We start from the raw sequence: 13679 nt of genomic DNA on the forward strand, positions 1-13679 counted from the left end.
TCCCGATCCAACAAATCCGCTTAACTTGCTGTTTTCAGCTTGTAAAATTAATGCTCCAGGAGCACAGGAAGATCCGCGTCGATCCTGCAAGCAGCTTTTTCGCAAACAGGGCCTTGCGCCCCTACTTCATGTTGTCATAACGTCATCGTGATCGCGATGCTCAAATGGAGGATGAGGATGTGGTTTGCCTGGACGTCGAAACTGGCACTGGCCGCGGGCCTTGCCATCCTGCCGACCACCGGCTGGGCGCAATCGGTCAACATCTCCTACCTGACGCACTGGTCGCCCGAGACGGTGGCGTTGCTGGAGGCGGCGGCCAAGGGCTATGCCAAGACCAATCCGGATGTCAGCGTCACCGTGCACGCCGTTCCGTTTGGAGATCTCCTGACCACGCTTCGCTCCCAAGGCGGTAGCGCGAACGGCCCGACGATCGGCGGTATCTACGATCTCTGGCTGCCGGAACTCGCCCGCGACAAGCTGGTCGCGCCTGCCCCTGAGGCGGTGGCGAGCGAAGTCAAGGGCGCCTGGCCGGCGGGCGTCGTCAGTGCCGCTTCGGTCGGCGGCAAGCTCTACGGAATTCCCAACGAAATCGACGTCTACGCGCTGAACTACAACAAGGCGCTGTTCAAGCAGGCGGGCATCGCCGCTCCACCAAAGACCTGGGACGAGTTCAAGGATACGGCGAAAAAGCTGACCAACAAGGATGCCGGCCAGCAGGGGTTCGGCATGATCAATTCATGGGCGGCCGGCGTCGTCCATCCCTTCGCCTCGCTGCTGGTTTCCAATGGCGGCGAGCTGGTCAAGGACGGCAAGCCAGTGCTGGACAGCAAGCAGGCCGGCGAGACGTTCCAGCTTTATGAAGACCTCGTCAAGTCCGGCGCCAGCGTGCCGGCGATGGCGACGGCCGACGCCAACACCACCGGGCCATTCCTCGACAATTTCGTCTCCGGCAAGACCGGCATGATCATCATGGCCAACTGGTGGGAGAGCGCGCTGAAGACCGGCATGGGCGACAAGTTCACCGACATCGCCACGGCACCTATCCCGGTCGGCCCGAGCGGCGACAAGCCACATTCGATTTCCTATTCCTGGATGACCGTGGTCAATGCCAATGCGGGCCAGGCCGAGCAGAAGGCGGCATGGGAATTCCTCGCCTGGCTCAACAATCCGAAATCCGGCAAGAGCGGCGCTTCGGCGATGTCCGATATCTTGATGTCGATGGGCATCCTGCCGTCGCGCACCTCCGACATCGAAGCGCACAAGGACAAGCTCGGCTCGGAATTCCTGTCCGGCTATGTCAGCGTGCTCGCCGATGCAAAACCCTTCCCGGTGGTGCCGGGCGGACAGGAATTCTCGGAATCCCTACAGCAGACGATCGAGGCGTTGCAGTATGGCCAGGTCTCGGCCAAGGATGCGCAGGCGACGGCGCAGGCCGACGCCACTTCGATCCTGGAACGCGCCGCCAAGTAGTCATCAGAGCCAAGTAATGATCAGAACGTAATGATCCAGAGGTACCGTGCCTCGGCGGGCATCATGCTTACGCCCGCCGTGACGCTGATCGGCATATTCATCCTGCTGCCGATGCTGCTCACCGTCTGGCTGTCGTTCCAGGACTGGTCGACGCAAACGCCGTTTTCCAGTGCGAGCTTCATCGGCCTCGACAATTTCCGCGAGATCTTTGGGCCGACCTCGGTCGGACGCGACTTCAAGGGCGCGTTGACCAACACCGCTATTTATACCGCACTATCCGTCATCCTGATCCTGCCGCTCTCGGTAGCCTTCGGCCTGATGGTTTACCAGCACGATGTCGCTGGCGGCACGGAGCTGAGGACGGTGCTGTTCTCCACCTATATGGTGCCGATGATCGCGGTGGCGCTGGTCTGGTCGAAGCTCTATTCGCCGAGCGAGGGGCCGCTCAACCAGATGCTTGGCTTGGTCGGCGTCGGACCGCAACCCTTCTTGTCGTCGCCGCGCTCGGCGCTGATCTCGATCGTCTTCCTCAACGTCTGGCAGCAGGTCGGTTATTTCACCGTGCTGGCGATCGCCGGCCTGACGCAGATACCCGGCAGCCTCTACGAGGCGGCGAAGCTCGACGGCGCCAATCGCTTCGAGCAGTTCCGCTTCATCACCTTGCCGTTGATGCGGCGCACGCTTTTGTTCAGCGCCGTCATCGCCATCATCAACGCTGTGCAGGTGTTCGAGCCCGTGGCGCTGATCACACAGGGCGGGCCAGTCGGCTCGACCAATGTCTTGACCTATCACATCCGCCGCGTTGGTATCGAACGCGCGCAGGGCGGGCTGGGTTCAGCCATGGCTGTCATGCTGATGCTGTCGCTGATCGTCGTCGTCTGCGCACTCTTCGCACTCGCCAACCGGAAGGACCAGGAATGAGCGCGGGATCGTCGAGCTGGTTTGCGCGTAGACGCCCCTCCGGCCGCAAGGCGCTGCTGGCCACGCTGATGCTGCTCGTCGCCGTTGCATCCGCCTTCCCGCTGGTGTGGATGGTGCTGTCCAGCCTGAAAACCCCGGCCGAGAGCATGCAGGTGCCGCCGGTCTGGATCCCGCATACGCCGAGCCTCGATGCCTATGAAAAGGTCTCCGGCGTGGTCAATGTCGGCCGCTCCATGTGGAATTCCTTGGTCATCGCATCGATCACCACGGCCGGTATCCTCATCACCTCCATGATGGCCGGTTACGCCTTCGCCAAATACCACTTCCCTGCCCGCTCGCTTTTGTTTTCGGTGCTGATCGCCACAATGTTCCTGCCGCCGATCGTGACGCTGATCCCGCTCTACCGCCTCGTCGGCTCGATCGGCCTCAATGCCAGCCTCGCCGGCATCATCGCGCCCAACCTCGCTAATGCCTTCGGCATCTTCCTGATGCGCCAGTTCATTGCAGGCGTGCCCGACGATCTGATCGACGCCGCGCGCATGGACGGCGCCTCGGAGCTGCTGATCCTCTACAAGATCGTCGCGCCCAGCGTCGCTCCGGCGATCGCCGCACTGGCCCTCTTCGCCTTCGTCTATCACTGGAACAGCTATCTGTGGCCGCTGACCGTGCTGCAGGGCAATGCCGATGTCTATCCGATCGTCATCAGCCTCAGCCGGCTGTTGAGCTACAACCGGGGCGCTGTCAACACCGGGCTGGTGATGGCCGGCGCGACGCTGGCCGTACTGCCGCCGCTCATCCTGTTCGTCTTCCTGCAGCGCTTCTTCGTCGATTCCATCGTCGGCTCGGCCATCAAGGGATAGCTAAAGCATGATCCCAAAAAGTGGATACCGGTTTTAGCACGGCGCACCGCAAGGTCGGCACGACATCTGGCTGCGTTGCCGGGCTTTCATCCATGGGTTTGTGCTCCAGGGGGAAGCGATGCGATGAAATCGCGGATCAGCGCGACCAGCGCTTCAGGTTGTTCGACGCAAGGAATATGTCCGGCGTCGCGGATGATCTCGAAACGCGCGCCGGGGATCAGAGCGGCCAGCGAACGGACGAGATCGGGAGGCGTGGAGCCATCCTGGTCGCCGACGATGCAGAGCGTCGGCACGATGATGCGGCATGCCGCGTCGGTGAAGTCGGCATCGCGGACCGCCATGCAGGTTCCGATATAGCCGGGCAGTGCCTGTCTGATCAGCATGTTGCGGCAGCCGGCAAGATCGGCGGTGCGCGCGGCATGGAAATCCGGCGTGAACCACACTTTCATCACGCCATCGGCGATCGCCTCGATGCCGTCGCGCTCGATGGTCGCAATGCGGCTGTTCCAGCTCTCGGCAGTGCCGATCTTGTGGGCCGTATCGCTGAGGACCAGGGCGTGGACGATCTCGGGCCGGCGGGCGTAGAGGCGTTGCGCGACCATGCCGCCAACCGACAGGCCGACCAGGACAACCCCGTTGAAACCGAAATGGTCGATGAGGGCGCTCAGATCGTCGGAATGGTCGTCAATCGAGCGTACGCCGGTGCCATTGTCGGAAAGCCCGTGACCTCGCTTGTCATAGACGAGCAGAGGCATCTCGCCGGCCAGAAGCGCAACGACCTCGTCCCAGATGCGGAAGTCGGTGCCGAGCGAATTGATGAAGACCAGCGGTGGCGTCCTGCCGTTCGCCTCGACATAGCGGTGATGCAGCGTGACGCCGCCAAGGGTGACGAATGGCACGATTTCGATCCTCCATTTCCACATTGCACAAGGCATTTGGTTCGGCAAAATGATATTTTGCACCAACGGCATGACCGCGCCGGCCACCGAGATCGAGACGGTCTCGGAATCATTCGGCCGCGCCTTCATGCGGCAGAGCCATGCGGTGTGATCATTTCAGCCGGCGAGGTCGCCAACGAGGTCGCGAGCGGCGGTCGGAGATGAAGTACAGATGCCATTTGGCGGCATCAAGGGCTCCGGCGTCGTCTTGCGGCTGACAAGGAAGATCAAACCGCCAATGACGGCGTGAAGCGAACGCTGGCGGATCGCCTTTGGCCGGGCGCCAGCACGATGCAGCCGGTGCTGACATCCTCGTGGTCCATCCGGTTGAAGGCGTCGGTGATGTTGCTGACCGGCTCGGCGCAAAAGAACGGCTCGCCGGGCGGGGTGTAGAGGACGAGGAAATCGAGCGGCGCCTCCGCCTCGATATCCAGCTGCCGTCCACGTTCGGGCCAAGAAATCCGGGCGTGGCGCGCCCACCCGGTGAAGACCGTGTCGAAGTCCACTTCCGATACGTCAAAGCCGATGGATGGATCGGCGCCTGCAGGCGGCGGGACATGCCGGATGGGCAGGACCTCCGTATCGGTTTCCCACATGCCTGATACCCGGGCCTGGACATGCGTCCACGGTGTCGCCGGAAAGCAGGGATGGAGGCCGAAGCCGACCGGCATCGGCGCGTCCGACAGGTTGCGCACCGCAATAGTCATGCAAAGCCTGCCGCCTGCCAGAGAGATCTTCTGCTCGGCTTCATAGCTCCATGGCCAGGAATCGGCGGCGTGGCGATAGCGCAGGACGACCATGCTCGCTTCATGGCTCACGACCGTCCACGGGTGACGCCAGCCATGGCCGTGCTCATGATGTGGATCGTCCGGACCCGTCGGGAGTCGAATGGGGCGCCCCGCGAATTCGAAGCGGCCACCCCTGATCCGATTGGAATAGGGCACAAGCGGAAAGCAAGCCATGGCGCCGGCATCGCGACGGCTGATCGCCGCTGGATCGGCCGGGCGTAGCCAATCCACGGCTGAACCATTTTGCCACCACCGATACGACGCCAGTGCTCCGCCGGCTGCCGGAGCAATTTCGACCGTCGCGATGCCGTCAGTGATCGAGACCAGCTCCGTGCGTTGCGCGGCAACGGCTGCGGATTTCTTTGTCATCGGCACTCCCCAATCCCTTGACTCCAACCGCCATGGCTATAAGACATATCATATGAATAGTATGAAGAATAGAAAATCATTCAGCACTGCGCGCACGTCACGGGTTGCCGTGGCGGTTTCCAGCGGTTCCACCGCGCTGCACGCGACGGTGGTCGAGCAGATCGGCTTGCGCATCGTGCAAGGCGATTTCCTGCCCGGCGAAGCCCTGCCGAATGCCGATGATTCCAGCGAGATGCTGGGGGTCAGCCGCACGGTGCTGCGCGAGGCGATCAAGGTGCTGGCCGGCAAGGGGCTGGTGGAATCGCGGCCGAAGACCGGCACACGGGTGCGTCCGCGCGCGGACTGGAATTTCCTCGATCCCGACGTCCTGTCATGGCGCTATGCTGGCGGTGTCAGCGCCGACGATGTCCGGGCATTGTTCGAATTGCGCCGCGCCATCGAGCCGATGTCGGCGGCCCTTGCCGCCCAGCGCGCCACACCGGTGCAGGTCGCCGAGATCCATGCCGCGCTCACCGAAATGGAAGCAGTCAGCGACGACGGCGACCGCTTCGCCAAGCCTGACCTTCTGTTCCACCAGACCATTCTGCGCATGACCGGCAACGAGCTGATCGGCTCGCTGGCGGCGCTGGTCGAGACCGCATTGGTAATGAGCTTTCGCCTCTCCAACGACAATCCTGAGGGCCAGCGCCACTCCTTGCCGCTGCACCGGGAAGTGGCCGAGAAGATCGCCGCCGGCGACGCCGCGGGCGCGCAAAAGGCGCTGCTGGTGCTCATCGACAATGCCGAGGATGACGTGCGCCGCAGCGTCGAGAACCGCAACAAACGCCGCAACGATCGGGGCCTGCAATCGTGACCGAGACCAAGCGCAAACTGCGGTCCGAAGCCTGGTTCGGCGGGCAAGGCAAGAACGCCTTCATGCATCGCAGCTGGATGAAGAACCAGGGCATCCCGGCAGATGCTTTCGACGGCCGCCCGGTGATCGGCATCTGCAACACCTGGTCGGAACTGACCCCGTGCAATGCCCACCTGCGGGCGCTGGCCGATCACGTCAAGCGTGGTGTCTATGAAGCCGGCGGCCTGCCGCTGGAGTTCCCCGTGATGTCGCTGGGCGAAAGCAACATGCGCCCCACGGCCATGCTGTTCCGCAACCTGGCCAGCATGGATGTCGAGGAATCCATCCGTGGCAATCCGATTGACGGCGTCATCCTGCTGGTCGGCTGCGACAAGACCACGCCGGCGCTGCTGATGGGGGCTGCCTCGTGCAATCTGCCGACCATCGCCGTCTCTGGTGGGCCAATGCTCAACGGCAAGTTCCGCGGACAGGATATCGGCTCGGGGACGCATGTCTGGAAATTCGCCGAGGAGGTCAAGGCCGGCCGCATGCCGATCTCCGACTTCCTCGCGGCCGAGCAGGGCCAGAGCCGGTCGGCGGGCAGTTGCATGACGATGGGCACAGCCTCGACGATGGCCAGCATGGTGGAGGCGCTCGGCATCGGCATGCCGGACAATGCGGCGATCCCGGCGGTTGATTCGCGCCGTGGCGTGCTCGCCCAACTGGCCGGACGGCAGATCGTCGACCTAGTCCACCGGGACGTGACGATTTCGCAGATCTTGACCAGGGAGGCCTTCGAAAACGCCATTCGCGTCAACGGCGCGATCGGCGGCTCGACCAATGCGGTGCTGCATCTGATCGCCATCGCCAACCGGGTCGGTGTCGATCTCGGCCTCGATGACTGGGACCGCCTTGGCCGCGACGTTCCGACCATCGTCGACCTGATGCCGTCGGGCCGGTTCCTGATGGAAGATTTCTACTATGCCGGGGGGCTAGCGGCGGTCATGGCGTCGCTTGATGAAGTGGGGCTTCTTCATCGCGACGCCATGACCGTCAGCGCCAAGACCATCGGTGAACTGATCGATGGCGCGCCAAACTACAACCGTGAAGTCATCCGGCCGCTGAGCGAGCCGCTGACCAAGGAGGGAGGCATCTCGATCCTGCGCGGCAATCTGGCGCCCAATGGGGCGGTCATCAAGCCGTCGGCGGCAACGCCTGAGCTGATGCAGCATCGCGGCAAGGCCGTCGTCTTCGAGAACATCGAGCATTACTACGCCCGCATCGACGATCCGGAGCTGGATATCGATGCGTCTTCGGTGATGGTGCTTAAGAATTGCGGACCGCGCGGTTATCCCGGGATGGCCGAGGTCGGCAACATGCCGCTGCCGGCCAAGCTGCTCAGGGAAGGCGTCTCCGACATGGTGCGCATTTCGGACGCGCGCATGAGCGGCACGGCTTACGGCACGGTGGTGCTGCATGTGGCGCCCGAGGCGGCGGCAGGCGGCACGCTGGCGCTGGTGCGCGACGGCGATCTCATCGAGCTCGATGTTGCCGGCCGCCGGTTGGAGCTGCTGGTCTCGGATGAGGAACTGGCGATCCGCCGCCGCGACTGGAAGCCCCCGGCCCCGCCGCAGGGTGGCTACCAGAGCCTCTATGTCGAGCGCGTGCTGCAGGCCGACAAGGGTTGCGATTTCGACTTTCTCGTCGGTCGGCGCGACGCCGGCATCCCCCGGCATTCCCATTAGAGAGGCGCGTGATGACGGATCAGATCGGCAGCTACGCGACTTACCCCAGCCTCAAGGGCCGCAGCGTGTTCATAACCGGGGGCGGCAGTGGCATCGGCGAGAGCCTGGTGCGCCATTTCTGCGCCCAAGGCAGCCGCGTCGCCTTCGTCGACCTGGCGCAGGAGCCTTCACGACGTCTGGTCGATGCGATCGCAACCGAAGGACATCCCGCCCCACTGTTCATTCCCTGCGACCTGCGCAATGTCGAAGATCTGCAGGCCGCCACCGCGCAGGCGGCGCGGCACAACGGCCCGATCCAGGCGCTGTGCAACAATGCCGGTAATGACGACCGCCATCAGACCAAGGATGTGACTGTGGCATATTGGGATGACCGCATGGCGGTCAATCTGCGCCATCAATTCTTCGCGGCCCAGGCGGTGCGTCCGCAGATGAGCGCGCATGGCGGCGGCTCGATCATCAATTTCGGCTCCATCACCTGGATGGTCGGCGATCCCGATTGTCCGGCCTATGTCACCGCGAAGGCCGCTGTCTATGGTATGACGCGGGCGCTTGCCCGCGAACTCGGCCCCGAGCGCATCCGCGTCAATTGCATGGTGCCTGGCTGGGTCATGACAGAGCGCCAGATGCGGCTGTGGCTGAACCCGGCCGGCGAACGCCAGATCGCGGAGCGGCAGTGCCTGCCCGACCGGCTGCAGCCTTCCGATATCGCGCGCATGGCACTGTTCCTTGCCGCCGACGACAGCCGCATGTGCACGAGCCAGCAGTTCATCGTCGATGCGGGCTGGGTGTGACCGGTACAGTCTCAAGGGAAGAAGGGTATTTCATGCGTCTGGTTCAGTACACAACGATCGATGGCGGCAGGCGGGTCGGCCGCGTCTCCGATGACGGCAATCGCCTGCATCCACTCGACAAGACCAGCACCGTGCTGGAACTCGCCGAAGCGGCGATCGCCGAGGGCGCGTCCATCGCGTCGCTGATCGAGAAGCGGACAGGTGCGGCCACGGTCGACTATGGCGAACTGCTGCGCGAAGGTTGCGTGCTCGCTCCCGTCGACCACCCGGAACCGGCGCGGTTCCTGGTCACCGGCACCGGCCTGACCCACACCGGAAGTGCCGCCGCACGCGACAAGATGCACGTGCTGACCCACGGCGAGGACGCCGAGGAATCGGACTCGCTGAAGATCTTCCGCATGGGCCTGGAGGGCGGCAAGCCCGGTGCCGGCAAGATCGGAATCCAGCCCGAATGGTTCTTCAAGGGTGTCGGCACCTGTGTCGTGCCGCCCGGCGCCGATCTGCCGATGCCCGCATTCGCGAAAGCTGGCGCAGAAGAGGCCGAGATCGTCGGGCTCTACCTCAATGGGCCGGACGGCCGCCCCTACCGCATCGGCTATGCGCTGGGTAATGAATATTCCGACCATGTGACGGAGGCCGAGAACTACCTCTATCTCGCCCACTCAAAACTCCGCTCCTGCTCGATCGGCCCGGAACTTTTGATCGGCGACCTGCCCGAAGAAGTGCGCGGCCATTCCCGCATTCTGCGCGACGGCACTGTTATCTGGGAACAGGAGTTCCTGTCGGGTGAAGCGCACATGTCGCACTCGATCGCCAATCTCGAACATTTCCATTTCCGCTACCCGATGCACCGCAGGGCGGGCGACCTGCACGCCTATTTCTTCGGTGCCGCGGTGATGAGCTACGCCTCCGGCGTCAAGACGGCTTCCGGCGACGAATATGAAATCCAGGCACAGGCATTCGGCAAGCCGCTGCGTAACCGGATGGTGTCGGTGCCGGACGAGGGACTGGTCGCCGTCACCCGGCTGTGACGGCGACAGCCCCGGAAATTACGGTCCACCAGAACGACAATGGGAGATTAAAAATGGGACTGAAGAAAGCGTTTATGAGACTAGCGACCATCGGGCTCGGCATCGGCCTGATGACATCGGCGGCGCTCGCCGCGAACCTGCGCGTGCTGGCCTGGGACGGCTATGCCGACCCGGACTGGGTGAAGGACTTCACCGCCGCCACCGGCATCGGCGTCGATGTCGTCTTCATCGGCAGCGATGACGAGATCTGGGCCAAGATCAAAGGTAGCGAAGGGCAGGACTTCGACGTCTTCGCCGTCAACACCGCCCAGCTGCAGCGCTACATCAAGGCCGATCTGGTATCGCCGATCGACATCACCAAGCTGGCGAACCAGAAGGACGTGCTGCCGCGCTTCCGCGATCTGTCCCAGGTCAGCGGCGACACCAAGGACGGCAAGGTCTACGGCATTCCGTTCTGCTTCGATTCCATCGGGCTGATCTACGACACTGACAAGGTCAAGCCGGCGCCGACCTCGATGTCGGTCCTGTGGGATCCGGCCTACAAGGGCAAGATCCTCGCCTATGACAATGGTGAGCACAATTTCTCGTTCACCGCGCTGACGCTCGGCTACAAGGATCCGTTCAACCTCAATGAGGAGCAGATGGCGGCGGTCAAGGCCAAGCTGGTCGAACTCAAGCGCAATGTGCTGAGCTTCTACACCACCGCCGACGAGGCCCAGCAGATCTACCAGAACAATGACGTTGCGCTGATCTGGGCCAATTACGGCCAGCAGCAGGTCAAGGCGCTGCAGAAGATCGGCGCTCATGTCGCCTACGTCAATCCGAGCGAAGGGGCGCTTGCCTGGCTCGACAATTGGGTGATCTCCAAGGGCGTCCGCGACAATGCGGCGGCCGAGAAGTGGATCGACTTCATGCTGAGCAAGAAGATCGGCGGCGAGCTTTCCGAGCGTACCGGATTCGGCAACACCGTGGTCGAGACGAGCAGCGCCGGCGGCAATGACAAGCTGGTCTGGCTCAACAATGTCGAGGACCCGCTCAAGCGTTCGGACATGTGGAACGAGGTCAAGGCGACGCCCTGATCCCTTCCGCACCTGACCTCGAAGGACCCGGCGGTCCGGACGTTCCGGACCGCCGAAGCGTATGCGAGAATAATCCATGAGCCAGAACACCGACCTCTTGACGCTGCGGTCCGTCTCGAAATCCTACGGCACGGTTCCCGTGCTGCACGACATCGACCTGTCGATCCGGGACGGTGAGTTCCTCACCGTTCTTGGACCGTCAGGCTCGGGCAAGACCACGGTCCTGCGGCTGATCGGCGGGCTGGAGCCATTGAGCTCGGGCGAGATCCAGCTGGACGGCCAGGACATCAGCCGCATGCCGATCAACCGGCGGCCGTTCAACACCGTGTTCCAGGACTATGCGCTGTTCCCGCACATGACGGTTTCCGGCAATGTCGGCTATGGGCTTTCGGTGCGCCATCTCAAGCGCAAGGAGATCGCGCGCCGTGTCGGAGAAGCCCTCGAGCTGGTACAGCTCGGCCGCTTTGCCGAGCGCTTCCCGGCGCAGCTTTCGGGCGGCCAGCGCCAGCGCGTCGCGCTCGCCCGGGCGCTGATCTGCCAGCCGCGCCTGATCCTGCTCGACGAGCCGCTCGCGGCACTCGATCTCGAATTGCGCCGGCAGATGCAGGAATTCCTGAAATCCATCCAGCGCGAGATCAAGACCACCTTCCTGTTCGTCACTCATGACCAGGAGGAAGCGATCGGCATGGCCGATCGGATCTGCGTCATGCAGGCCGGCCATATCCGTCAGCTCGGCACGCCGCACGAGCTCTACTACAAGCCGAATTGCGAGTTCGTGGCGCGCTTCTTTGGTGAGAACAATCTGGTGGCCGGAAGGCTCGGTCCCGTGCAGGGCGGGCAGCGTCCGATCGAGACGGCCCTTGGACGCCTGGTCTGCTCGATCGGCGACCAGCCGCATCTGAAGGCCGCCCCCGACGGCGCCAACGCCTTCGCGGCGTTCCGTCCTGAAGCCTTGCGTCTTGCGGATGCCAATGATGGCGACAACCGCTTTTCCGGCCGCATCGCCGAGCTGGCCTTTGCCGGCTCGTCGACAGTCGCCACGATCATGGCGGGGGCGGACGATGCAGCGCAACGCCTGCGATTGCGCATGCCGAGCCGGATCGACGGCAGCGCGCTCAAGTCAGGCGAGACGGTCTCGCTCTGCTTTGCGCCGCATGAAGGCCATCTGGTGCTGGCATGAGCGGAGCCGGCTCGACACACGCTGCGGAACGGCGATTGTCACAGTTGGTCACAGTGCTGGCCTTCGCGCTGCCGGTGATCTTCGTCCTCCTGCCGCTGGCAATCTTCCTGGTCTACAGTTTCTTCAGCGTCGACCAGGGCACGATCGTCTACGCGCCGACACTCGGCAACTATGTCAGGTTCGTCACCGACCCTATCTTTCTGCCGGTGTTCTGGAACACCATCGTGCTGTGCGTGTCGGTGGCGGTGATCTGCATCCTGCTCGCCTACCCCGCGGCCTATTTCCTGACGACGCTGGAGGGACGGTGGCGCTATGCCTTGCTGATGCTGCTGCTGGTGCCACTGCTGATGAGCTACGTCATCAAGATCTACGCAATCCGCAGCATCCTCGGCCTCAACGGCTTCCTAAACAAGGCGCTGGTGGCGCTCGGCATCCTGGATCAGCCGTCGACGCTTTTCGTCTTCAACATGAACGCCATCCTTTTGACGCTGAGCCTGCTTTTGATCCCGTTCGCCATCCTGCCGATCTTCCTGTCGCTGGAGCGGATCCCGCAGACCTTGCTGCGTGCCTCGGACGACCTTGGCGCGAGTGGCCTGCAGACGTTCCTGCGCATCACCTTGCCGCTCAGCCTGCCCGGCGTCGCCTCGGCGGCGAGCTTCGTCTTCGTGCTGGCGATCGGCGATTTCCTGACGCCACAGATGGTCGGCGGGATCAGCGGCTTCACCTTCGGCCGCATCCTCTACAGCCAGTTCGGCACGGCCTATAACTGGCCGTTCGGCGCGGCGCTGTCGGTGGCGCTTGCGATCGTGGTGATCGCCGCCATTCTCATGGGCGAACGGTTCGGACGCAGCCGGGGAACGTCGGTATGAGCGCGCTACCCCGGCCGTCCACCATCTTCCTGGCCGCGATCACGGCGCTGGTCGCGGTGCTGCTCTACAGCCCGCTCTTCGTGCCGATCGTGTCGTCGTTCTTCACCATTTCACATGGCAATGTCGACTGGTCGTCACCCACCCTTTCGACCTATGTGGCGCTGGCGCGGAACCATGACATCCTGGCCGCCCTGCGCACCACGTTGATCGTCGGCGTCTGTACCGTCGTGCTGTCGGTGGTCAGTGGAACGCTGCTGGCGCTCTACTATCACGGCCGCCGCTCGGGACGTTCGGTTCTGCAGTTCATCGTCTTCCTGCCATTCCTGATGCCACCGATCATCAGCGGCCTGGCGCTGCTGATCTTCTTCCGCGAGATCGGCCTCGAGCGCTCGCTGCTGACCGTCGTCATCGGCCACACCGTCTTCGTGCTGGCGATCGTCTATCGCACCGTGCTGATGCGGCTGCAGTCGATGAGCCGCACGCTCGTCGAAGCATCCTACGATCTCGGCGCCAGCGGCTGGCAGACCTTCTGGCGCATCATCCTGCCGAACCTGTCGAGCGCCATGGTCGGCGGCGCCATCCTGGCCTTCGCGCTGTCGTTCGACGAAACCATGATCACCATCCTGGTCACCGGAACGCAAAGCACGCTGCCGGTCAGGCTGTGGGCGATGATGCGGCTTGGCTTCTCGCCCGACATCAACGCGCTGGTGGCGCTGATCCTGATGTTCACCGTCTTGCTCTGCGTGCTCGCCGCCCGTTTTCTCATTCCCAAGCAGATGGCGACTGAACGGAACTGAGGTTTAAGC

The 13679-nt window shown here is 63.3% G+C and carries 13 protein-coding genes and 1 pseudogene; 12 read left to right on the top strand and 2 right to left on the bottom strand.

Annotated elements, in window-relative coordinates; translation table 11 throughout:
• Positions 1 to 177 precede the first annotated feature (177 nt).
• Genes FJ941_RS11800 through FJ941_RS11810 form a run of 3 tightly spaced genes read left to right on the top strand, consistent with a single transcriptional unit; the run spans position 178 to position 3251 of the window.
• On the top strand, positions 178 to 1470 hold the full coding sequence (locus FJ941_RS11800; RefSeq protein WP_140505677.1) for a sugar ABC transporter substrate-binding protein: 1293 nt from the start codon (positions 178 to 180) through the stop codon (positions 1468 to 1470).
• A 30-nt stretch (positions 1471 to 1500) separates the two neighbouring features.
• Complete coding sequence (locus FJ941_RS11805) at positions 1501 to 2391, top strand: sugar ABC transporter permease (RefSeq protein ID WP_140505679.1); 891 nt, start codon at positions 1501 to 1503, stop codon at positions 2389 to 2391.
• A complete protein-coding gene (locus tag FJ941_RS11810) occupies positions 2388 to 3251 on the top strand; it encodes a carbohydrate ABC transporter permease (protein WP_140505681.1) in 864 nt (287 codons plus the stop codon). Before FJ941_RS11805 ends, FJ941_RS11810 begins: the two co-directional genes overlap by 4 nt.
• 86 nt (positions 3252 to 3337) lie before the next feature.
• Here FJ941_RS11810 and pcaD read toward each other — a convergent pair whose 3' ends face one another.
• Entirely contained in the window at positions 3338 to 4150 is an 813-nt protein-coding gene (gene pcaD, locus FJ941_RS11815) for a 3-oxoadipate enol-lactonase (RefSeq protein WP_140505683.1), read from the bottom strand.
• A gap of 52 nt (positions 4151 to 4202) precedes the next feature.
• On the opposite strand from pcaD, the pseudogene FJ941_RS11820 reads away from it, so the two are divergent.
• A pseudogene (locus tag FJ941_RS11820) lies at positions 4203 to 4342 on the top strand (LysR family transcriptional regulator); the annotation flags it as partial.
• A 74-nt stretch (positions 4343 to 4416) separates the two neighbouring features.
• On the opposite strand, the gene FJ941_RS11825 reads toward FJ941_RS11820, so the two are convergent.
• Positions 4417 to 5346, bottom strand: a complete 930-nt coding sequence (locus FJ941_RS11825) for an aldose 1-epimerase (protein WP_140505685.1) — start codon at positions 5344 to 5346, stop codon at positions 4417 to 4419.
• A 52-nt stretch (positions 5347 to 5398) separates the two neighbouring features.
• Here FJ941_RS11825 and FJ941_RS11830 point away from each other — a divergent pair, with 52 nt between their 5' ends.
• The 8 genes from FJ941_RS11830 to FJ941_RS11865 all read left to right on the top strand — a co-directional run bounded on the left by FJ941_RS11830 (position 5399) and on the right by FJ941_RS11865 (position 13670).
• The gene (locus tag FJ941_RS11830; RefSeq protein WP_245262246.1) at positions 5399 to 6199 is read left to right on the top strand and encodes a FadR/GntR family transcriptional regulator; all 801 of its coding nucleotides are present in this window, start codon (positions 5399 to 5401) and stop codon (positions 6197 to 6199) included.
• A complete protein-coding gene (locus tag FJ941_RS11835; RefSeq protein WP_140505687.1) occupies positions 6196 to 7923 on the top strand; it encodes an IlvD/Edd family dehydratase in 1728 nt (575 codons plus the stop codon). The genes FJ941_RS11830 and FJ941_RS11835 overlap by 4 nt, the downstream gene beginning before the upstream one ends.
• A gap of 11 nt (positions 7924 to 7934) precedes the next feature.
• Entirely contained in the window at positions 7935 to 8714 is a 780-nt protein-coding gene (locus FJ941_RS11840; RefSeq protein WP_140505689.1) for an SDR family oxidoreductase, read from the top strand.
• A 32-nt stretch (positions 8715 to 8746) separates the two neighbouring features.
• A complete protein-coding gene (gene araD1, locus FJ941_RS11845; protein ID WP_140505691.1) occupies positions 8747 to 9745 on the top strand; it encodes an AraD1 family protein in 999 nt (332 codons plus the stop codon).
• A 74-nt stretch (positions 9746 to 9819) separates the two neighbouring features.
• The gene (locus FJ941_RS11850) at positions 9820 to 10824 is read left to right on the top strand and encodes an ABC transporter substrate-binding protein (RefSeq protein ID WP_246673775.1); all 1005 of its coding nucleotides are present in this window, start codon (positions 9820 to 9822) and stop codon (positions 10822 to 10824) included.
• 76 nt (positions 10825 to 10900) lie between these two features.
• Entirely contained in the window at positions 10901 to 12004 is a 1104-nt protein-coding gene (locus FJ941_RS11855) for an ABC transporter ATP-binding protein (RefSeq protein WP_140505695.1), read from the top strand.
• 35 nt (positions 12005 to 12039) lie between these two features.
• A complete protein-coding gene (locus FJ941_RS11860; RefSeq protein ID WP_246673776.1) occupies positions 12040 to 12873 on the top strand; it encodes an ABC transporter permease in 834 nt (277 codons plus the stop codon).
• Entirely contained in the window at positions 12870 to 13670 is an 801-nt protein-coding gene (locus tag FJ941_RS11865) for an ABC transporter permease (RefSeq protein WP_140505699.1), read from the top strand. The genes FJ941_RS11860 and FJ941_RS11865 overlap by 4 nt, the downstream gene beginning before the upstream one ends.
• Positions 13671 to 13679: the final 9 nt, after the last annotated feature.

Source organism: Mesorhizobium sp. B2-3-13 (genome assembly GCF_006442195.1).
In the GTDB taxonomy this organism is placed as follows: domain Bacteria; phylum Pseudomonadota; class Alphaproteobacteria; order Rhizobiales; family Rhizobiaceae; genus Mesorhizobium; species Mesorhizobium salmacidum.